Here is a 20,791-nt window from a genome sequence, read left to right on the forward strand (position 1 = left end):
CCCGGCCGGCCCGACCGGCCAGCCCGGCTGGCCGTCTCCCGGGTGGAGTGCGCCGATGCGCGCCGCGACACGTCGTGACGCGCCATTTGCGTCTATTTGCTTAACACCCGTCACATGCGTCACTCTTGTCACATGGTCGTCCTCGTCATCTCGATGCTCGTCGTCACCGTCCTCGGTGTCGCGGTCGTCGGCGTCGTCGCGGTGCCCGCGCACCGTGGCGGCCGGGACCTGCTCACCGCCAAGGGCGAGGGGGTGGCCCGCGACGCGCGTCGTCGGGCCTCGGCCCTCGCCACCTCGCGGGGCCCGCGCGGCACGCGCGCCCGCACGCACTGACCCCTTCCGCACAGGCGCCCCCGACCCTCCCGGACGCGTCCCGCGGCTTCCGGAGGCCCCTCCGGCCCGTGGTTGGATGGCTCTCGTGGACACAGTCTGGATCTACGTCATCATCGGCGCGCTCGTGCTCGTCGGTGGCATCGTCTATGGCGTCACGCTGACGCGCGGTCGCGGCCGCGACACGACGCTCGAGCGCGAGGCCCCGCCGGCACCCGGGCTGCCCACGGAGGACCTCGACCGCCGGCCCCCCGCTCCGAGCGAGACCACGGCTCCACCGGTGCAGACGTCGCCGGCTCCGGCCGAGGTCGAGACGGTCGAGACGGTCGAGCCCGAGGTCGCGCCGGCGCCGGCCATCGAGCGGCCCGAGTCGGCCCGCGGCCGCCTCCAGCGGCTGCGTGCGCGGCTCGCCCGCTCCAACTCCGCCCTCGGGCAGGGCCTGCTCGCGCTGCTCTCGCGCGGCTCGCTCGACGAGGAGGCCTGGGAGGAGGTCGAGGACACCCTCATCGCCTCCGACCTCGGCGTCGAGGCGTCCACCGAGCTCGTCGACTCCCTGCGCACCAAGGTCAAGGTCGAGGGCAAGGCCGACGAGGCCACCGTCCGCGGCTGGCTCCGCGAGGACCTCCTCGCCCTCGTCCAGCCCGACATGGACCGGCGCATCGCCAGCAGCCGCGTCGGGGACCGGCCCGCCGTCGTGCTCGTCGTCGGCGTCAACGGCGCCGGCAAGACGACGACCGTCGGCAAGCTCGCCCGCGTCCTCGTCGCCGAGGACCGCGAGGTGCTCCTCGGTGCTGCCGACACCTTTCGCGCCGCGGCCGCCGACCAGCTCGAGACGTGGGGCGCCCGCGTCGGCGTGCCGACCGTGCGCTCCGACCGCGACGGCGCTGACCCGGCCGCCGTCGCCTTCGACGCCGTCAAGGCCGGCATCGAGGAGGAGGCCGACGTCGTCATCATCGACACGGCCGGGCGCCTCCACAACAAGGTCGACCTCATGAACGAGCTCGGCAAGGTCAAGCGCGTCATCGAGAAGCAGAGCGAGATCGACGAGGTGCTCCTCGTCCTCGACGCGACGACCGGCCAGAACGGCCTCCAGCAGGCCAAGGTCTTCTCCGAGGCGGTCGCCGTCACCGGCATCGTCCTGACCAAGCTCGACGGCACGGCCAAGGGCGGCATCGTCGTCGCGGTGCAGCGCCAGCTCGGGGTGCCGGTCAAGCTCGTCGGCCTGGGGGAGGGGCCCGACGACCTCGCCCCGTTCGACCCCGAGGCGTTCGTCGACGCGATCCTCGCCTGAGGTCCGACCAGCACGACCTGGACGACCAGCACGACCAGCACGCGAGCGGGCCCGTCCACCATGTGGACGGGCCCGCTCGCTGCAACCACCGGTTCACACAGCGTTGGCGTTGTTGACATGCCCGTAACACGACGCGCGTCCCGGTGAAACCGCCCGTCCCCAGACTCGGCGCATGACACCAGCACTGATGCCCCTCGCGGCAGAAGCTCCACAGATCAACGAGGCCGCGACCGCGTTCATGCTCGTCGCCTCCTCGATGGTCCTGCTCATGACGCCGGCTCTCGCCTTCTTCTACGGCGGCATGACCCGGTCGAAGTCCGTCCTCAACATGATGATGATGAGCTTCGGGGCCCTGGCCGCCGTCGGCATCGTCTACGTGCTCTGGGGCTACTCGATGTCGTTCGGCAACCTGCAGGACGCCAGCAGCGACATCGGAGGCATCTTCGCCAACCCGTTCCACCTCTTCGGCCTCGGCGCCCTGACCGACGCCAGTGGTGCGGCCCGACTCATCGACCCGTTCGGGGTCGGCGTCTGGATCCCGGAGTACGTGTACGTCGGCTTCCAGCTGACCTTCGCGGTCATCACCGTCGCCCTCATCAGCGGCGCCATCGCCGACCGCGTCAAGTTCGGCACGTGGATGGTCTTCTCCGTCGTCTGGGTGACGATCGTCTACTTCCCGCTCGCCCACATGGTCTGGGGCGGCGGGTTCCTCTCCAGCGCTGCGAACGGCCTGTCGGCCAAGCTGTTCGGCGTCACCGACGGCATCGCCTCGGTCATCCCGATCGACTTCGCCGGTGGGACGGTCGTGCACATCAACGCCGGTGCGGCGGGCCTGGCCCTCGCGATCCTCGCCGGCAAGCGTCTCGGCTTCGGCAAGGTCGCCATGCGCCCGCACAACCTGCCGCTCGTCATGATCGGCGCCGGCCTGCTGTGGTTCGGCTGGTTCGGCTTCAACGCCGGCTCCGAGCTCGCCGCCGACGGCGTCGCCTCGAAGGTCTGGCTCAACACGACGGTCGCGACGTGCGCCGCTGCCGCGGGCTGGCTCATCGTGGAGAAGCTGCGCGACGGCCACGCCACCTCGCTCGGTGCGGCGTCGGGCGTCGTCGCCGGCCTCGTGGCCATCACCCCGGCCTGTGGCGCACTGACGCCGGTCACCTCGATCATCCTCGGCGTCGTCGCCGGTGGCCTGTCCGCCGTCGCCGTCGGGCTCAAGTACAAGCTGGGCTACGACGACTCGCTCGACGTCGTCGGCGTCCACCTCGTCGCCGGCCTCTGGGGCACCATCGGTGCGGGCCTGCTCGCCACCGGAACGGGCCTGTTCCTCGGCGGCGGTTGGCAGCAGACTGCGCTGCAGGTCATCATCGCCCTGATCTCGGTCGTGTGGTCCCTCGTCCTCACCTTCGCCATCGGCTGGGCCCTCAAGGTCACGCTCGGCTGGCGGGTCTCCGAGGACGCGGAGTCCGAGGGCATCGACCAGGTCGTCCACGCCGAGACCGGCTACGAGCTCGGCGGGTTCCCGGCCTCCACCGGCCGATCCGCCGCCGCCCGTCCAGTCGCCACCGCTTCGCAGGTCGAAGGAGCCAACGCATGAAGCTCATCACCGCCATCATCAAGCCCCACCAGCTCGACGAGGTGAAGGAGGCCCTGGAGGCCTTCGGCGTCGCCGGCATGACGATCAGCGAGGCGAGCGGCTACGGCCGCCAGCGCGGTCACAGCGAGGTCTACCGCGGCGCCGAGTACACCGTCGACTTCGTGCCGAAGGTCCGCCTCGAAGTGCTCGTCGACGACGTGGACGCCTCCGACGTCCTCGACGTCATCCTCAAGGCGGCCCAGACCGGTCGCATCGGTGACGGCAAGATCTGGGCCGTCCCCGTCGACGAGGTCGTCCGGGTCCGCACCGGGGAGCGTGGCGTCGACGCGCTCTGAGCGTCGCACCACCCTCCAGCACCACCCAACGCAACGAACGCAACGAACGCACACACGCACACGCGCACCACAAGGGGACGGCGAGAACCTGACATGACGGATGTGACCACCCGACGTCTGGACCTCGCCGGCACCCGGACCTTCGCGACGCCCGGCGCCGGCCCCACCCGGCGCCGGGCGCTCGCGGAGTTCGGCTTCGGCTGGCTCCAGGAGCTCTGGCGCGAGGCCTGTGCAGGGCGACGGCACGCCGGCGTCGCCCTGGCCGCGGTCGGCTCGCTGGCCCGGGGCGACGGCGGCCCGCTCAGCGACTACGACCTCGTCCTCGTGCACCACCCGCGGGGCCTGTCGGGCAAGGAGGTCGGCGCCTTCGCCGACAAGCTCTGGTACCCGATCTGGGACGCCGGCGTGAAGCTCGACCACAGCGTCCGCACCGTCGCCGACTGCCGAGCCGTGGCGTCCGAGGACCTTTCCGCCGCGGTCGGCCTGCTCGACCTGACGCACGTCGCGGGGGATGCCGACGTCGTCAACGCGGCCCGCTCGACGGTCGCCCACGACTGGCGGGCCAACGCCCGCACCCGCCTCGGCGAGATGCAGGACTCGGTGATCCAGCGGCACGCCCGGCAGGGCGACCTCGCCCACCTCATCGAGCCCGACCTCAAGGAGGCCCACGGCGGCCTGCGCGACATGTCGGTGCTGCGGGCCCTGACCGCGGCGTGGCTCACCGACCGCCCGCACGGCGAGGTCGACGAGGCCTACGAGCGCCTCCTCGACGTGCGTGACGCCATCCACGTCGTCACCGGCCGCGGCCGCGACCGGCTGACCCGCGACGACCAGGACGCGTGCGCGGCGCTGCTCGGCTACACCGACGCCGACGACCTGCTCACCGACCTCTCGACGTCTGCACGGACCATCGCCTACGCCGTCGACGGCACCGTGCGCCGGGCCATGCAGTCGCAGCGGGCCCGCACCCTGCGCGTCGGGCCTCGGCGGCCGCAGCTCGCACCGCTCGGCTACGGGCTCTACCGGCACGACGGCGAGGCCGTGCTCGGGCCGTCGGCCGACCTGGCGTCCGACCCGATCATCCCGCTGCGCGCGGCCGTCGTCGCGGCCCGTGGCGGCATCCCGCTCTCGCCGACCACGCTGAAGAACCTTTCGGCACAGGCGCCCCCGATGCCGGAGCCGTGGCCCGAGGTCGCCCGTAACCTCTTCGCCGACCTCCTCGCGGCCGGGCCCGGGCTCGTCACCGTGTGGGAGGGCCTCGACCTGTCCGGCGTCATCGAGCGGTGGATCCCCGAGTGGGGCATCGTGCGCAGCCGGCCGCAGCGCAACGCCGTGCACCGGCACACCGTCGACCGCCACCTCATCGAGACCGTCGTCGCCGCGAGCGGCATGGTCCGCGACGTCGCCCGCCCCGACCTGCTCATGCTCGCCGCGGTGCTCCACGACATCGGCAAGGTGCCGGGCGCCCAGGACCACTCGGTCACCGGGGCGCAGATCGCCGACATCGTCCTGCGCCGGATGGGCGTCTCCGACGCCGACCGCGCGACCGTCGTGCGGCTCGTCCGCGAGCACCTGACCCTCGTCGACCTCGCGACCCGGCGCGACCCGGAGGACCCGGCCACCATCACGGCCCTGTCCGACGCCGTCGACGGCTCGCTGACGACACTCGACCTGCTGCGCGCCCTCACCGAGGCGGACGCGTCGGCGGCCGGTCCCAAGGCGTGGAGCGACTGGCGGGCCGGGCTCGTCACGCGCCTGCACGACGCCTGCCGGTCGGCCCTCAGCGCCCGCACGGATGGAGAGGGGCCCGTCGTCGTGGAACCGATGGAGAGCGTGCCGCTCTCGGCGGAGGCGCAGGGACGCGTCGCCTCGGGGGAGCCGTACGTCACCGTGACCTCGTTGGGCGGCGCGCACCGCATCGACATCGTCGACCGCGACCGTGCCGGCCTCTTCGCCGACACCGCCGGCCTGCTCGCCGCGCACGGGTTCGTCGTGCGCTCGGCCATCGTGCGCACCCTCGAGGGCCTGGCGGTCAACGAGTGGTGGGTCGACTCGCCGAGCAGCGAGACGCCCCTGCCCGAGGTCATCGCCCGCGACCTGACGCGGGTGGCGGCCGGGGACCGGGCGCCGCTCGGCAAGCTGCAGCGTCGTCGCTCGGCGGGCGTACGCAGCCCCGGGTCTGGCTCGGTCGACTCGACGCGCGCCATGGTCATCAGCAGCGCGTCCGCGGCCGCGACCGTCATCGAGGTGCGGGCCACCGACCGGCCCGGGCTGCTCCAGGACATCGGGATCACGCTGGCCCGGGCGTCGCTGTCGGTGCGCTCGGCCCACATCGCGACCTACGCCGGGCAGACGCTCGACACGTTCTACGTCACGGAGTTCGGCGGCGGCCAGCTCGCTCCGGCACGGGCGGCCCAGGCCGTCGCGATGATCATCGACACCTGCGACGCCGACTGACCGGCCGTTCGGGGGTGATCGGCGACCGGACTCAGTCGCCCATGACCTCGAACCAGCCCGGGTGGAGGCGTCAGTCGAGGAGGTCGGCCTGGCGCAGGTGGATCAGGACGAGCCGGTCGACGGCCGACACGCGGTCGCCGTCGGCGGAGGTGATCCAGGCGAGCTCGTCGATCTCGCGCGACGGGGCGAGCGTGCCCGTGTGCGCCGCCGTGTAGCAGGTGAGCCGCACGAGCAGCCCGTCCGTCCGGGCGTCGGCGAGGGCCTCGAACGTGCCGACGTGCGCGGCCGTGGCCGCATCGACGGTGATCGTCAGCTCCTCGTCGAGCTCGCGCACCAGGGTCTCGAGGTCGCTCTCGCCGGCCTCGCGCTTGCCTCCGGGCAGGTAGAACCGCTCCCGCCCGGCGTTGCGGGCCACGAGCAGGCGCCGCTCCTCGAGGTGGATCCACGCGATCTTGTCGATGAGGTCGGCCACCCGGCCACGGTAGCGGCGGTCTGAGCACGACGCCGCGGCGGCTAGAGTTGCCGGGTGTTCGCATCCCTGTCTGACCGGCTGACCGCCACCTTCAAGAACCTGCGCGGCAAGGGCAGGCTCTCGGAGTCCGACGTCAACGCGACGATCCGTGACATCCGGCTCGCCCTGCTCGACGCCGACGTGGCCCTGCCCGTCGTCAAGCGCTTCACCTCGCGCGTGCGCGAGCGGGCGCTCGGTGCCGAGGTCAGCCAGGCGCTCAACCCGGCCCAGCAGGTCGTCAAGATCGTCAACGAGGAGCTCGTCGGCATCCTCGGCGGCCAGACGCGCCAGCTCCAGCTGGCCAAGCAGCCGCCGACCGTGATCCTCCTCGCGGGTCTGCAGGGCTCGGGCAAGACGACGTTCGCGGGCAAGCTCGGCCACCGCCTCAAGGAGCAGGGCCACACGCCCGTCCTCGTCGCGGCCGACCTCCAGCGACCCAACGCCGTCACCCAGCTCGAGGTCGTCGGCGAGCGTGCCGGCCTCCCGGTCTTCGCGCCCGAGCGCGGCAACATGGGGGGCCACGACGCCGTCCTCGACTCCGGCGAGGGCACCCGCTCCTTCGGCGACCCGGTCGCGGTGTCGCGGATGGGCATCGAGCACGCGCGCGCCAAGCAGTACGACGTCGTCATCGTCGACACCGCCGGCCGCCTCGCCGTCGACGCCGACCTCATGCAGCAGGCGTCCGACATCCGCGACGCCGTGCAGCCCGACGAGGTCCTCTTCGTCATCGATGCCATGATCGGCCAGGCTGCGGTCGAGACCGCCCAGGCCTTCCACGAGGGTGTCGCCTTCACCGGCGTCGTGCTGTCCAAGCTCGACGGCGACGCGCGTGGTGGCGCCGCGCTGTCGGTCGCCGAGATCACCGGCGAACCGATCATGTTCGCCTCGGTCGGCGAGAAGGTCACCGACATCGAGGTGTTCCACCCCGACCGGATGGCCAGCCGCATCCTCGACATGGGTGACGTGCTGACGCTCATCGAGCAGGCCGAGAAGGCGTTCGACAAGCGCCAGGCCGACGAGATGGCCCGCAAGTTCCTCGCTGAAGAAGACTTCACGTTCGAGGACTTCCTCGAGCAGATGAACGCCATCAAGCGCATGGGCTCGCTCAAGTCGATGCTCAAGATGATGCCGGGCATGCAGGGCATGCGTGACCAGCTCGACGCCTTCGACGACCGCGAGTTCGACCGCGTCGAGGCCATGGTCCGCTCGATGACCCCGTTCGAGCGCACCCACCCCAAGCAGATCAACGGCTCGCGCCGCGCCCGCATCGCCAAGGGCTCGGGCGTCACGGTCACCGAGGTCAACCAGCTGCTGGAGCGCTTCAGCCAGGCCCAGAAGATGATGAAGTCGATGGCGCGCGGCGGTGGCGGCGGCCTGCCCGGCATGCCGGGCATCCCCGGCAAGGGCAAGCGCGGCCGGCAGCAGCAGCCGCAGCGCAAGAAGAGCAAGAGCGGCAACCCGGCCAAGCGGGCCGCGGAGGAGCGGGCCGCCGTCGAGCGCGCGAACGCGCCGCGGCAGCCGGCAGGCAGCTCCTTCGGTGGCGCCGACGGCTCGGCCGACCCGCTCGCCGACCTCGACCCGTCGAGCCTGCCCAAGGGCTTCGAGAAGTTCCTCGGCAAGAGCTGACGCTTCCCGGGGGCACGGGTTCGACGTCACCGCGGCGGCCGCGTCACGCCGACGGAGGACCAGATGTGAGCTCCGGTTCATCCTCCGGAGTGGATACGCGCGCCCGTGCCCGGGGGGACGATGGGTCGGGACAGAGGAGCAACGCGTACCCGAAGTAGGTGGCCCTCGATGACCACGACCACTCCGTCGAAACCGGTTACCGCACCAGCGGTCGACGACGCACCGTCGCCTCAGCCGCTGGTCCGGCAGAAGCAGAAGACGCAGCGCTCGGTCCTGCCGGTCGTCGTCGGCGCCGTCGCCTTCGGCGCCGGTGTCGTCGTCGGTTCCAGGTTGACCTGGCGGTTCTCGGCCTGGTGGAAACCAGGCTGACGCCAGGACCCTGGTATCGGACACCGAGCCGACCGGCCGAGCAGGGGCCGGGCCGGCCGCCGCAGATGGGACGGACCCGGAGGGATCCGGCGGCGCGTTCCCGACGTCGTAGGCGCGTCGCGGCGAGGGTCGCGGCTTTGCGCAGCCGAGGAGACGCGTCCGCCCATGCCCATGACCCGCAAGTCCGCTGCCGTCACGGTGGGGGCGGTGGCGCTCGCCTCGCTCGGCATCTACGGCGCGGTGAAGGACGACGACCAGGACTACGCCGGCGTCTGCGTCGACGAGGCGACGCAGACCCGGGTCGCCGACGACCGGTGCGACGACCACCACTCGGCGGGTTTCCACGGCGGCCACGGGTGGTACTTCGTGCCCCGCGGCATCGCCGCGCCGGCGATCGGCGCTCGCGTGGCCGGGGGATCGTTCACCGCGCCGCCCTCGTCGAAGTCGTGGGGGAGCGGGTTCCGGTCCGAGGGCGGCGTCGTGACCCGAGGCGGGTTCTCGGGGCACGGCTTCTCCGTGGGCGGCTGAACGCGTGCGACGCCTCCTGTCCGACCGGCGCCCCGACTGGCAGCGCACCGTCGAGGGCCAGGGCCTGAGCTACGCCGTCGACCGCGGCGAGGACGGCACCGCCGTGCCGTACTGGGACGAGTCGGCCTGCTACGAGCTGACCGAGGTCGACGTCGACGTGCTCGAGCGGGCCACGGCCGAGCTGCACCGGATGGCGCTGCAGGCGGTTCGCCGGATGGTGCAGGACCCCGGTGTCGTCGCCCGGCACGGGCTGCCCGACGGGTCGGCGGCCTGGCTGGCTGCCTCGCTCGCCGACCCCGACGCCACGTCGATCTACGGACGCTTCGACCTCGCCTGGGACGGCGACGGCCCGCCGAAGCTGCTCGAGCACAACGCCGACACCCCGGCCGGCCTCGTCGAGTGCGCGGTGTCGCAGTGGTTCTGGCTCGAGGACCTGCACCCGGAGCGCGACCAGTGGAACCTCGTGCACGACCGCCTCGTCGAGGGCTGGCGCCGGATGCGGGCGCGCACCGGCATCGACACCCTGCACTTCGCCGTCGGGCAGGACGAGCCGACCGAGGACTGGGCCACGGTCGCCTACCTGCGCGACACGGCGCAGGAGGCGGGCCTCGTCGCGCTCGGCACGACGATGGAGCAGGTGGGCTGGGACCACGGCGCGGGCCGGTTCGTCGACGAGCGGAACGTGCCGATCACGCACTGCTTCAAGATGTACCCGACGGAGTGGCTGCTCGCGGCGCCGTTCGGGCGCTACCTGCTCTCCGGGGCCTCGCGCACCCAGTGGGTCGAGCCGCCGTGGAAGCTGCTCGCCGGCTCCAAGGCGCTGCTGCCGGTGCTGTGGGAGATGTTCCCGGACCACCCGAACCTGCTGCCCGCCTTCTTCGACCACCCCCACGGGATGGCTGCCTACGCGTCCAAGCCGCTCTTCGGGTGGGAGGGCGACGGCGTCGAGGTCGTGTCGCCGGACGGGACCGAGCGCTCCCCGGCCTCGCACACGGTCGGCCAGCAGCGGGTGTTCCAGCAGTACGTGGCGCTGCCGGACCTCGACGGTAACCACCCCGTGTTCGGCACGTGGGTCGTCGACGGCAAGCCGGCCGGCCTCGGCATCCGCGAGTCGACGAACCTCGTCACCAACACGCACGCCCGGTTCGTGCCCCATCTCATGACCTCGCCCCGCTCGACGCCCGACCAGGTCGCCGCCTGGGTGGCCGAGCTGTGACGCGTCGACACCACCCGTCGCCATCCACGAGAACCCCGTCATCCCAAGGAGACCCATGGACCTGCTGACCCACGTCGGCTTCGCGCTCGTCTACGCCGTCGCGGGCCTCGCCGTCCTCGGCGTCGGCTACGCCGCCCTCGACCTGCTGACGCCCGGCCACCTCGGCTCGCACATCTGGAGGGAGCGCTCGGTCAACGCGGCGATCGTGCTGGCGTCGGGCTTCCTCGGCCTCGGGGCCGTCGTGTTCACGGCGATCTGGACCAACGGGTCGTCCTCGTTCGGCGTGGCGCTCGGCTGGACGGTCGTGTTCGGGCTGCTCGGCGTGCTCCTGCAGGCGGCCGCCTTCAGGCTCCTCGACGCCGTGACCCCGGGCGACATGGCTGCGCTGGTGTGCGAGCGGGAGTTCCACCCGGCGTCGGTCGTCGCGGCTTCGGTGCAGCTGGCTGCCTCTCTCGTCGTCGTCGCGTCCATCGCCTGACGGACGCCGCCGACGCCGCGTCACCCCTCCGTCTCGACGTCGCGACTCGTCCTGCCGGCCGAGGCCGTTCGCCCATGGCGAACCGGGCCACCCGGCCGGAATGCCGGGCGGCTGCCGTTCGCTGCACGGGTGAGACCACCCGCGCGGCGCCCGCGCCGGGACGAGGGGACAGAGATGGGGATCTTCGAGATGCCGGCGGCCCCCGAGCCTGCCGATGACGACCTGCTCGACGCGTACTCCCGCACCGTCAGCTCCGTCGCCCGCCGTCTGGCCCCGGTGGTCGCGAGCCTGCGGGTCGTCCGGCGGGTGCGCGGCGGGACGGCGGACGGCGGTGGGTCGGCGGTCGTGCTCACCGAGGACGGCCTGCTGCTGACCAACGCTCACGTCGTCGACGGCGTCGACCGCGGCACGGCCCACTTCACCGACGGCACGTCGGTCACCGTGCACCTCGTGGGCACCGACCCGCTGTCCGACCTCGCCGTCGTGCGCGCCGAGGCGACGCTCCCGAGCCCGCCCGCCTTCGGCGATGCCGACCGGCTCGAGGTCGGTCACGTCGTCGTGGCGATCGGCAACCCGCTCGGCCTCGAGGGGAGCGTCACGGCCGGCGTCGTGAGCGCCCTGGGCCGGTCGCTGCCGACGCGGTCCGGGTCGACCTCCCGCTTCGTCGAGGACGTCATCCAGACCGACGCCGCCCTCAACCCGGGCAACTCCGGCGGGGCGCTCGCCGACTCCCGGGCGCGGGTCGTCGGCATCAACACGGCCGTCGCGGGGGTCGGGCTGGGCCTGGCCGTGCCCGTCAACGCGACGACCCGCCGGATCGTCGAGGCGCTCGTCGACGACGGCCACGTGCGGCGGGGCTACCTCGGCCTCGTGACCGCACCGGTCCCGGTGTCCGACGTGGTCGCCGCACGGCTGGGGCGCCGCACGGCGCTGCGCATCGCCGAGGTCGTGCCCGGCAGCCCGGCCGAGCAGGCCGGTCTCATGCGCGGCGACGTCGTCGTCGCGGCCGATGGGAGGCCGCTCGTCGACGCGCAGTCCCTCCAGCGGATCCTGCTCGACGAAGCCATCGACCGGTCCATGGAGATCACCGTGCTGCGCGGCTCGGCCCTCGTCGACGTCTTCGCGGTGCCCCGGCTGCTGCGCGGCTGACCGTTCCGGCCCCCTCGGGTTCAGGCCTGTCCGGCGGCGGGGGAGCGCGCCTACGCTCGTGACGTGGTCACGACGCACGGACTGCGCCGCCTCGTCCTCGCCGACGGCCGCCGCGTCGACACGTGGGAGGGCGGCGACCCGAGCGGGCGGCCCGTCCTCCACTGCCACGGCACCCCCGGCGGTCGCCTGCAGGCCGCGCTCGGCGACGGCGCCGCCCGACGCGTCGGCGTCCGGCTCGTCGCCGCGTCCCGCCCCGGCTACGGCGGAACCACCGACACCGCCACGACGCTGACGTCGGTGGCGCGTGACACGGTCGAGGTGGCCGACCTCCTGGGGCTCGAGGACATCGCCGTGCTCGGGGTCTCGGGCGGCGGGCCGTACGCGCTCGCGGTCGCCGCCGTGGCCCCGGACCGCGTCGTCGCCGTCGGGGTCGTGGCCGGCGTCGGGCCCCTGGCCGAGCTCGAGCGGGCCTCGGTCGACGCGGAGGTCGCCGAGCACGTGCGCGCCGGACGCGTCGAGGACGCCGTCACGCGTCAGGACCACCTCGTCGGTGACGGCCACGGACACCGCCTCGGCACGTTCGTCGCGCCCGAGCTGCTCGAGCCGTGGACGCCGACGGGGCGACCGGGTGTCCCCGCCTACCGCGGTGCCGCGCGCGACGCGCTCGCCGTCGGCCCCGGCTGGGACCTCGACCTCGCGGCCGTCCGCGCCCCGGTCCACCTCTGGTACGGCGACCGCGACCGCGCCGTCCCGCTGGCGCACGGCCGCTGGCTCCACGAGCACCTGCCGACGTCGAGGCTCGTCGTCCGCGAGGGAGCAGGCCATCTCGGCACGCTCGTGCCGCACTGGGCCGAGGTCCTCGCGACGCTCCGGGGGCCCGCCCGCTGAGCGCCGCCGGTCGCGTCCGCGGCTAGGGTCGGAGCCATGACAGCGCCGGTGCTCCACGTCCGCGGTCGCGTGCTCGTCGGACCGGAGGAGACGGTCGACGAGGTCTGGGTCGTCGACGGACGCCTCACCTTCACGGCGCCCGCGTCGACCGCCGAGGTGCAGACGCTCGAGGGCTGGGTCGTGCCCGGCATCGTCGACGCCCACTGCCACGTCGGGCTCGGGCCGCACGGCGAGGTGCCCCGGGAGGTCGCCGAGCAGCAGGCGATCACCGACCGCGACGCCGGCACCCTGCTCATCCGCGACGCCGGCCAGCCCGGCGACACCCGCTGGGTGGACGAGCGCGAGGACCTGCCGAAGATCATCCGGGCCGGGCGGCACATCGCCCGCACCCGCCGGTACATCCGCAACTTCGCCCACGAGGTCGAGGAGGAGGAGCTGACCCGGTACGTGCGTCTCGAGGCGCACCGCGGCGACGGCTGGGTCAAGCTCGTCGGCGACTGGATCGACCGCGACGTCGGTGACCTCTCGCCCAGCTGGTCGCGCGAGGCCGCGAAGGCCGCCGTCGCCGCGGCCCACGAGGAGGGCGTGCGCGTCACGGCCCACTGCTTCGGCGAGCAGTCCCTGCGCGACCTCGCCGACGCGGGCATCGACTGCGTCGAGCACGCGACCGGGCTGCAGGACGACACCATCGAGGCGTTCGCCGCCCGGGGCATCGCCATCGTGCCGACCCTCGTCAACATCGCGACCTTCCCGGCCATCGCCGAGCCCGCCAAGGCGAAGTTCCCGGGCTACCACCGGCACATGCTCGACCTGCACGCCCGCCGGCACGCGACCGTCGGGGCCGCGCACGAGGCCGGCATCCCGATCTACGTCGGCACCGACGCCGGGGGCAGCCTGCCGCACGGACTCGCCGTGCAGGAGATGGTGGAGCTGACCCGGGCCGGCCTGACCCGCCTCGAGGCGCTCGCCGCCGGCACGTGGTCGGCTCGCGCCTGGCTCGGGCAGCCGGGGCTCGAGGAGGGCGCCGACGCCGACCTGCTCGTCGTGCCCGGCGACCCGCGAGAGGACCTCGCCGTGCTCGCCGACCCGACCGGCATCGTCCTCAGGGGGCGCGTTGTCCGCTGAGGAGCCCCGCGAACCCGCGCCGGCCGACCCACCGCTGACCGCCGTGGGCGACCGCGTCGAGGTGCGCCCGCCGCGCGAGTCCGACACCGCGGCCTACGCCGAGGCCGTGACCCGCTCGATGCGGCGCCTGTCCGACTTCGCGATGCCCGACCCGACGAACTTCCCGATCGTCCTGCACAACCAGTCGCACACCTACCGCACGTTCCTCGTGCTCGCGCGCGACCCCGAGGGCGACCACGGGCTCGTCGGACGCGTCAACGTCGCCAACGTCGTCGGCGGTGCCTTCCGCAGCGCCACCGTCGGGTACGACGCCTACGACCCGTACGTCGGGCGCGGCCTCTTCTCCGAGGGCCTCGAGCTCGCCGTCGACCTCGCCTTCGCCGACGAGCCGCACGGCATGGGGCTGCACCGGCTCGAGGCCAACATCCAGCCGGCCAACACCCGCTCGGCCGGCCTCGTGCGCTCGCTCGGCTTCGTCCACGAGGGCTTCTCCCGCGACTTCCTGCACCTGCCCGGCATCGACGGGCGCCGCGCCTGGCGCGACCACGACCGCTACACGGTGCTGTCCTCGGACTGGCCGGCCGTGCCGTACCGCGTCCACGGGCTGCGCCGCCTCGCCTGCGTCGTCCTCGGTGGCGGCGGGTACGCGGGCCCGGCCGGGCCCGGCCTCGCCCCGGCGCTCGCGGCCGAGCTCGGTGTGCCGTTGCTGTCGGCGTCGGCCCTCGTCGAGCCGGGGTCCCCGGGCGCGCAGGACAGCCACGCGACCGCCGTCCTCTTCGAGCTGCTGCGCACCTCGCCGGTCGGAGGCGTCGTCGAGTGCCGTGCCAGCGCCCCCGAGGTGCGGATGGGCCTGGCGCGCAGCGGGTTCGACCCCTCGGCCGTGCCGATCCTCGACGCCGCCGTCGACGTGTCGCGCCGCGAGGTCGTGCGCCACGCGCTGGCCGTGCGGGCCGCCTTCGCATGAGCGACGCGGGGGGACTGTCCGTGCGCGGCACCGGCGTGGTTCGGAGCACGGTGCGCGGTCTGGCAGAATGGACGGCTGTACCCGTCCGGCCGCAGCCCGGCTGGACCGGACGCCTACACCCGAGCCATGGCTCCCCGCCCGATCCTGCGGCGGTCTCGCCGTGCTCACGACCTGATTGAGGAGACCGCCACCGTGGCTGTCAAGATCCGTCTGAAGCGCATGGGCAAGATCCGTGCGCCGTTCTACCGCGTCGTCGTCATGGACTCGCGCACCAAGCGCGACGGCCGTGCGATCGAGGAGATCGGCAAGTACCACCCCACCGAGGAGCCCTCGGTCATCGAGATCGACATGGACCGCGCCAAGTACTGGCTCGGCCAGGGCGCCCAGCCGACCGAGGCCGTCGCCGCCCTCATCAAGGTCGTCGACGAGGGCAAGGTCCGCGTCGCCGAGGCCAAGCCGTCGAAGAAGGACCTCTACGAGGCCGCCATCGCCGCTGCCGGCAAGGGCTCCGACGCGGGCACGTCCGGCGCCACGACGGCGAAGAAGAAGGCCGCCAAGAAGGCCGACGCTCCGGCCGCCGAGGCCGCTCCCGAGGCCGCCGAGGCCGAGAAGAGCGAGTGACCGTGCTCGAGGAGGCGCTCGAGCACCTCGTCAAGGGCATCGTCGACCACGACGAGGACGTCGTCGTGCGTCGCAAGGAGCTGCGCCGCGGCGAGCTGCTCGAGGTCCGGGTCCACCCCGACGACCTCGGCCGCGTCATCGGCCGCTCCGGCCGCACGGCCAGCGCCCTGCGCACCGTGGTCAGCGCCCTCGCGGGCGGCGCGAACGTCCGGGTCGACATCGTCGACACCGACCGCGTCCGCTGAACCTGCCGACACCGCAGGCTCACGCCGCACCACTGCACCATCCGACGCCGAGGGGCGTCCCGGGATCTCCCGGGGCGCCCCTCGGTGCGTCCGGCCCACCCTCACGACCTGAGAGGATTCTCCGCATGAACGTCGTCCTCGCGCGCATCGGCAAACCCCACGGCCTGCGGGGAGAGGTCACGGTGCAGCTGCACACGGACGACCCGGAGACCCGGTTCGCCGTCGGCACCGTCGTCGGGACCGAGGCCGACCCGGGCTCCGGCGTCCCGCGGGAGCTGACCGTCGCGAGCACCCGGGTGCACCGCGGCATCTGGCTGATCGGCTTCGAGGAGATCCCGGACCGCACCGGCGCCGAGGGCCTGCGCGGCACGCGCCTCGTCCTGCCCGAGTCGCAGCCGCAGGTCGAGGAGGACGCCTACTACGAGGAGGACCTCGTCGGTCTCGAGGTGCGCGACACCACCGGCGCCCGCCTCGGCACCGTGAGCGGCCTGGAGATCGGTGCAGCCCAGGACCGCCTCGTCCTCGCCCTCGACGAGGGTTTCACCGCGTGGGTGCCGTTCGTGCGCCGCATCGTGCCGACGGTCGCCGCCGACCACGTCGTCGTCGACCCGCCTCCCGGCCTCTTCGACCTCTACCGCGAGGCGGGCGAGTGACCACCGACGCGTCCGGCTCCACCGACGAGTCGGGCACCGCCGACGCGTCCGACGCCCCCGACGCGTCGGGAAGCGGACCCGCCCTGCGCGTCGACGTCGTCTCGATCTTCCCCGAGTACCTCGCCGCGCTCGACCTCTCGCTCATCGGCAAGGCGCGCGCCGACGGACTGCTCGACGTCCGGGTCCACGACCTGCGCGAGCACACCCACGACCGGCACCGCACCGTCGACGACACCCCGTACGGCGGCGGCGCCGGCATGGTCATGAAGCCGCAGCCGTGGTCCGAGGCCCTCGAGGCCGTCGTCGCGTCAGGGCCCGCCGGCGAGGCCCGGCGCCCGCGCCTCGTCGTGCCCGGTCCCGGTGGCACCCCGTTCAGCCAGGCGCTGGCGCGCGAGCTGGCGCAGGAGCCGTGGCTCGCCTTCGCGTGCGGCCGGTACGAGGGCATCGACGAGCGCGTCTACGAGTACGCCCGCGAGGAGCTCGGCCTCGAGGTGTCGGTCGTCAGCCTCGGCGACTACGTCCTCAACGGTGGCGAGGTCGCCGTGCTCGCCATGGTCGAGGCGGTCGGACGCCTCGTGCCCGGCGTCATCGGCAACGCCGAGTCGCTCGTCGAGGAGTCGCACGAGGACGGCCTGCTCGAGTACCCGATCTACACCAAGCCCCGGGAGTGGAAGGGCCGGGTCGTGCCCGACGTGCTCCTGTCCGGCAACCACGCCGCCATCGCCGACTGGCGCCACGGCCAGCGCCTCGAGCGCACGGCGGCCCGGCGCCCCGACCTGCTCCACGCCTCGCACGGTGCGGGGGAGGTCGAGCTCCGGCTCGCGACGCCTGCCGACGTGCCCGAGCTGTACGTGCTGACCCGCGCCTGCTGGGTGGAGGAGGCGCTCGTCAACGACACGCTGGCGATCCCCGCGCTCACCGAGACGCTCGAGGACGCCCGGTCCGCGCTCGACGTCCACGCCACGTGGGTCGCCGTCAAGGGCGGCCGGCTCGTCGGCTCGGTGCGCACGTCGCGGCACGGCGACGACTGGTACGTCGGCCGCCTCTGCGTCGTCCCGGACCTCCGGGGCCAGGGGCTGGGCCGACGCCTCCTCGAGCACGCCGAGTCGACGGCCCCCGACGACGTCCGGTCGTTCGCCCTCGACACCGGCGCGCACAGCACCGAGAACCTGCGGCTGTACCGCCGGGTCGGCTACCGCGTCGACGCCTCGGCGCAGCCCGACGTGCCGGGCGCCGTGCGCCTGCGCAAGCGCCGCCGGCGCTGACGCGTCGGCCCGGGGTGACGCGTCCGGCAGGTGACGCGTCCGGCAGGTGACGCGTCCGGCAGGTGACGCGTCCGGCAGGTGACGCGTCCGGCAGGTGACGCGTCCACTGGGGTGACGCGTCGAGTGGGGTGACGCGTCGACTCACGACACGAGGGCGGTCCGGAGGTCGTCGGGCAGGATCCGGCGCTCGCGGATGAAGCGAGCCTGGACCCCGGCCGTGATGGCCTGCGTGGCCATGATGGCGAAGAGGACGACGACCTGCGCCGTCGCGGCCTGGACGGCGCTGCCGCCGCCGAGCATGACGCCGATGAACGCCCCGGGCAGGGTCACCAGACCCGAGGTGCGCACCTGGTCGAGGCTCGGCACGATCCCCTCCGGGACGCGTCGGGCGATGATCTCGTCGATGGCCTGGTCGGACGTCAGGCCGACCGACAGCGCCGCCTCGTACTGGCCGTGCTCCTCGCGCAGCGCCGAGAAGGTGCGCCGGCCGACGAGCGTGTGCACGGTCATGGTGTTGCCGATGACGATGCCGGCCACGGGGATGAGGGCGATGCCGGTGAACGGCACGGTGCCCGACGCCACGACGATCGTCACGACGGGAACGACGCCGCACGCCATCGCGACCGCCGCCCACGGCCACGACCCCGGCGCACCGACCCGCCTGGCCGTCGTCGCGACCGCCGTCGCGAACATGACGCCGACGGCGAGCAGCGAGAGCCAGATCGATCCCACGACGGCCGTGATGACGAGCGCCACGAGCGAGAGCTGCACGACAGCGCGTGCCCCGGCCACGACGGCCTGCCGGTCGAGCGGGATGCGGCCGAGGCGCTGGGCCACGACGGTGACGGCGAGCAGCACGACGAGCGCGAGGGCCACGGGCCAGCCGGGGGAGACGTCCACGCCGCCACCGTAGACTCGTCTCCGATTTCAGGTCTGCGCCGTGCTCTGGCAGACTTGCTCCTTGCGTCCGGCACACGACGGCCCCTGCCACAGGGGGAGTCGGGTCACCAGTACCGCGGGTCCGTCCCGCCGGGTGGCCCACGCGGCCCGGTCGGCGCGCACCATGACCTGCGAGGGGTGGCCTGTGGCACCCAGGAAAGCGAACCCATCATGCACACGTTCGACGAGCTCAACGCCGCCTCGATGCGCACCGACGTCCCGGAGTTCCGCGCCGGCGACACCGTGAAGGTCCACGTCAAGGTCGTCGAGGGCACGCGCTCGCGCATCCAGGTGTTCCAGGGCATCTGCATCCGTCGCCACGGCGGCGGTGTCGGCGAGACCTTCACGGTCCGCAAGATCTCCTTCGGTGTCGGGGTCGAGCGCACCTTCCCGCTGCACACGCCGATCATCGAGAAGATCGAGCTCGTGACCCGCGGTGACGTCCGTCGCGCCAAGCTCTACTACCTGCGTGGCCTGCGCGGCAAGGCCGCCAAGATCCGCGAGAAGCGCGACAACGTCCCGGCCAAGGCCGACGCCAAGAACTGACGCGCGGCGTCAGGTTGACCACCCGAGGCGCGGTGGGTCCCCACCCGGGCGTGCCGGCATGACCGGCACCCCACCGGCAGAGGGACCTGCCGCGCCTTCGGCGTCCCCGGCTCACCCGGGGGTCGCCCGGTCGCGCAGCGCCCTGCGCCGGCACCGCTGGATGATCGGGCCGGCCGTCCTGCTGCTCGCCGTCGTCGTCGTGCGGGCCTTCCTCGTGACGCCCTTCGGCATCCCGAGCGAGTCGATGGAGGACACCCTCCTCGTCGGCGACCGCATCCTCGTCTCGCGCACCACGGCGCCGGAGCACCTCGAGCGCGGCGACATCATCGTCTTCGACGCCTCCCAGGCTTTCGGCCTGCGCGTGCCCGAGCGCGGCTTCCTCCAGACCCTCGTCGAGGCGGCGCAGAGCATCGTCGGCAAGGGCCAGCCCACCGACTACGTCAAGCGCGTCATCGGCCTGCCCGGCGACCACGTGCGCTGCTGCGCGGCCGACGGACGCCTCGAGGTCAACGGCGTCGCGGTCGACGAGCCGTATGTCGCGCCCGGCCAGAAACCGAGCCTCGTGCCCTTCGACGTCCGGGTCCCGGCCGACCGGTTCTGGGTCATGGGCGACAACCGGGGGTCCTCCGCGGACTCCCGCGCGCACCTCGGCGACCCCGGTGGCGGCATGGTCCCGGGGGAGGACGTCATCGGCAAGGTCTGGGTGCGATACTGGCCGCTCGATCGGCTCGGTCCGGTCGACCAGGGCCAGATCTCCTCCGTCCCACGAAATGGTGAGTGATGTCGCAGTACACCGGACGCTCCGAGGACCCGACGCGCGGGCGCTCGGCTGACGGCATCGACGACGAGGACTACCTCGACGACGACTACGACGACGAGCCGCGTCGCGGTTTCGGGGCCACGCTGCTCGCCGGCCTCAAGGAGATCGTCATCGTCGTCGTCCTCGCGATGGCGCTGTCCTTCGTCGTCAAGACCTGGCTCTTCCAGGCCTTCTACATCCCGTCCGGGTCGATGGAGAACACCCTCGTCAAGGACGACCGCGTCATCGTCAGCAAGCTGACCCCGGGCCCGTTCGACCTCAAGCGTGGCGACGTCGTCGTCTTCGAGGACCCGGGCACGCCCTCGCCGTGGCTCTCCGGCGTCGAGAACGCCCACAGCAACGTCGGTGGCCCCTTCCACGACGCCCTCGTCTTCGTCGGCCTGCTGCCCGAGGACGCCGAGAACCACCTCATCAAGCGCGTCATCGGCCTGCCCGGCGACCACGTCCAGGCCGACGGCGGCACCGGCAAGATCAAGGTCAACGGCGTCGAGATCACCGAGCCGTACGTCAAGCCGGGCGACGCCCCGAGCCAGGGCAAGCCGTTCGACATCGTCGTGCCGGCCGGCAAGATCTGGGTCATGGGCGACCACCGCTCCGACTCCTCCGACAGCCGCTGGCACGACGACGGCACCGGCACGACCGGGTCGGTGCCCCTCGACAAGGTCGTCGGGCGCGCGCTGTTCGTCGTGTGGCCGATCGACCACGTCACGTGGCTCGGCGTGCCCGAGCGCACCTTCGGGTCGGTGCCGGCCCCGTCAGGCACCCCGACGCCGAAGTCGACGACCAACCCGGCCCCCACGAAGTCGACGGCCAAGGCCACGACGCCGGCCGGCTGACGCGTCGG

General features: G+C 73.2%; 23 protein-coding genes. 21 read left to right on the forward strand and 2 right to left on the reverse strand.

Annotated features, from left to right (window positions below):
* Positions 1–132: 132 nt before the first annotated feature.
* The 5 genes from RY076_RS07240 (at position 133) to RY076_RS07260 (ending at position 6,004) form a co-directional block, all read left to right on the forward strand.
* Positions 133–333 (forward strand): hypothetical protein, encoded by a 201-nt coding sequence (locus tag RY076_RS07240; RefSeq protein WP_323096925.1) that lies wholly within the window; start codon positions 133–135, stop codon positions 331–333.
* A 76-nt stretch (positions 334–409) separates the two neighbouring features.
* On the forward strand, positions 410–1,621 hold the full coding sequence (gene ftsY / locus RY076_RS07245) for a signal recognition particle-docking protein FtsY (protein ID WP_323096926.1): 1,212 nt from the start codon (positions 410–412) through the stop codon (positions 1,619–1,621).
* A gap of 172 nt (positions 1,622–1,793) precedes the next feature.
* Positions 1,794–3,212, forward strand: a complete 1,419-nt coding sequence (locus RY076_RS07250) for an ammonium transporter (RefSeq protein WP_323096927.1) — start codon at positions 1,794–1,796, stop codon at positions 3,210–3,212.
* Positions 3,209–3,547, forward strand: coding sequence for a P-II family nitrogen regulator (locus RY076_RS07255; RefSeq protein WP_323096928.1), 339 nt, complete (start codon positions 3,209–3,211; stop codon positions 3,545–3,547). The genes RY076_RS07250 and RY076_RS07255 overlap by 4 nt, the downstream gene beginning before the upstream one ends.
* A gap of 93 nt (positions 3,548–3,640) precedes the next feature.
* Positions 3,641–6,004 carry a [protein-PII] uridylyltransferase gene (locus tag RY076_RS07260; protein WP_323096929.1) on the forward strand — a complete coding sequence of 788 codons (2,364 nt, stop codon included), beginning with the start codon at positions 3,641–3,643 and terminating at the stop codon, positions 6,002–6,004.
* A gap of 70 nt (positions 6,005–6,074) precedes the next feature.
* Here RY076_RS07260 and RY076_RS07265 read toward each other — a convergent pair whose 3' ends face one another.
* Positions 6,075–6,476, reverse strand: a complete 402-nt coding sequence (locus RY076_RS07265) for an NUDIX hydrolase (protein WP_323096930.1) — start codon at positions 6,474–6,476, stop codon at positions 6,075–6,077.
* 54 nt (positions 6,477–6,530) lie between these two features.
* Between RY076_RS07265 and ffh the strand changes: the two genes are divergently transcribed.
* The 13 genes from ffh (at position 6,531) to trmD (ending at position 17,642) form a co-directional block, all read left to right on the forward strand.
* A complete protein-coding gene (gene ffh, locus RY076_RS07270) occupies positions 6,531–8,141 on the forward strand; it encodes a signal recognition particle protein (protein ID WP_323096931.1) in 1,611 nt (536 codons plus the stop codon).
* 168 nt (positions 8,142–8,309) lie between these two features.
* The gene (locus RY076_RS07275; RefSeq protein ID WP_323096932.1) at positions 8,310–8,510 is read left to right on the forward strand and encodes a hypothetical protein; all 201 of its coding nucleotides are present in this window, start codon (positions 8,310–8,312) and stop codon (positions 8,508–8,510) included.
* A gap of 165 nt (positions 8,511–8,675) precedes the next feature.
* On the forward strand, positions 8,676–9,038 hold the full coding sequence (locus tag RY076_RS07280; protein WP_323096933.1) for a hypothetical protein: 363 nt from the start codon (positions 8,676–8,678) through the stop codon (positions 9,036–9,038).
* A gap of 4 nt (positions 9,039–9,042) precedes the next feature.
* Positions 9,043–10,254: a glutathionylspermidine synthase family protein gene (locus tag RY076_RS07285; protein WP_323096935.1), complete on the forward strand. Its 1,212-nt coding sequence runs from the start codon at positions 9,043–9,045 to the stop codon at positions 10,252–10,254.
* 55 nt (positions 10,255–10,309) lie between these two features.
* Positions 10,310–10,732 (forward strand): DUF350 domain-containing protein, encoded by a 423-nt coding sequence (locus tag RY076_RS07290; protein ID WP_323096936.1) that lies wholly within the window; start codon positions 10,310–10,312, stop codon positions 10,730–10,732.
* Between the two features lie 174 nt (positions 10,733–10,906).
* Positions 10,907–11,881: a S1C family serine protease gene (locus RY076_RS07295; RefSeq protein WP_323096937.1), complete on the forward strand. Its 975-nt coding sequence runs from the start codon at positions 10,907–10,909 to the stop codon at positions 11,879–11,881.
* 63 nt (positions 11,882–11,944) lie between these two features.
* Positions 11,945–12,769: an alpha/beta fold hydrolase gene (locus RY076_RS07300; RefSeq protein WP_323096938.1), complete on the forward strand. Its 825-nt coding sequence runs from the start codon at positions 11,945–11,947 to the stop codon at positions 12,767–12,769.
* A gap of 36 nt (positions 12,770–12,805) precedes the next feature.
* A complete protein-coding gene (locus RY076_RS07305; RefSeq protein ID WP_323096939.1) occupies positions 12,806–13,894 on the forward strand; it encodes an amidohydrolase family protein in 1,089 nt (362 codons plus the stop codon).
* On the forward strand, positions 13,884–14,858 hold the full coding sequence (locus RY076_RS07310) for a GNAT family N-acetyltransferase (protein WP_323096940.1): 975 nt from the start codon (positions 13,884–13,886) through the stop codon (positions 14,856–14,858). The genes RY076_RS07305 and RY076_RS07310 overlap by 11 nt, the downstream gene beginning before the upstream one ends.
* 192 nt (positions 14,859–15,050) lie before the next feature.
* Entirely contained in the window at positions 15,051–15,479 is a 429-nt protein-coding gene (rpsP, locus tag RY076_RS07315; protein WP_323096941.1) for a 30S ribosomal protein S16, read from the forward strand.
* A gap of 2 nt (positions 15,480–15,481) precedes the next feature.
* The gene (locus RY076_RS07320) at positions 15,482–15,724 is read left to right on the forward strand and encodes an RNA-binding protein (RefSeq protein ID WP_076259953.1); all 243 of its coding nucleotides are present in this window, start codon (positions 15,482–15,484) and stop codon (positions 15,722–15,724) included.
* A gap of 125 nt (positions 15,725–15,849) precedes the next feature.
* Positions 15,850–16,377 (forward strand): ribosome maturation factor RimM, encoded by a 528-nt coding sequence (gene rimM, locus RY076_RS07325; protein WP_323096942.1) that lies wholly within the window; start codon positions 15,850–15,852, stop codon positions 16,375–16,377.
* An 83-nt stretch (positions 16,378–16,460) separates the two neighbouring features.
* Positions 16,461–17,642 (forward strand): tRNA (guanosine(37)-N1)-methyltransferase TrmD, encoded by a 1,182-nt coding sequence (gene trmD / locus RY076_RS07330; protein ID WP_323097197.1) that lies wholly within the window; start codon positions 16,461–16,463, stop codon positions 17,640–17,642.
* Between the two features lie 141 nt (positions 17,643–17,783).
* Here the strand turns inward: trmD and RY076_RS07335 are convergent, their stop codons facing one another.
* Entirely contained in the window at positions 17,784–18,542 is a 759-nt protein-coding gene (locus tag RY076_RS07335) for an ABC transporter permease (RefSeq protein ID WP_323096943.1), read from the reverse strand.
* Positions 18,543–18,752: 210 nt separating this feature from the next.
* On the opposite strand from RY076_RS07335, the gene rplS reads away from it, so the two are divergent.
* Genes rplS through lepB (RY076_RS07350) form a run of 3 tightly spaced genes read left to right on the forward strand, consistent with a single transcriptional unit; the run spans position 18,753 to position 20,783 of the window.
* Positions 18,753–19,127 carry a 50S ribosomal protein L19 gene (rplS, locus tag RY076_RS07340; protein WP_323096944.1) on the forward strand — a complete coding sequence of 125 codons (375 nt, stop codon included), beginning with the start codon at positions 18,753–18,755 and terminating at the stop codon, positions 19,125–19,127.
* Between the two features lie 58 nt (positions 19,128–19,185).
* Positions 19,186–19,908: a signal peptidase I gene (gene lepB, locus RY076_RS07345; protein WP_323096945.1), complete on the forward strand. Its 723-nt coding sequence runs from the start codon at positions 19,186–19,188 to the stop codon at positions 19,906–19,908.
* Positions 19,908–20,783, forward strand: coding sequence for a signal peptidase I (gene lepB / locus RY076_RS07350; protein ID WP_323096947.1), 876 nt, complete (start codon positions 19,908–19,910; stop codon positions 20,781–20,783). The genes lepB (RY076_RS07345) and lepB (RY076_RS07350) overlap by 1 nt, the downstream gene beginning before the upstream one ends.
* Positions 20,784–20,791 lie beyond the last annotated feature (8 nt).

It is taken from the genome of Intrasporangium zincisolvens, from assembly GCF_034724055.1.
GTDB classification, from domain to species: domain Bacteria; phylum Actinomycetota; class Actinomycetes; order Actinomycetales; family Dermatophilaceae; genus Monashia; species Monashia zincisolvens.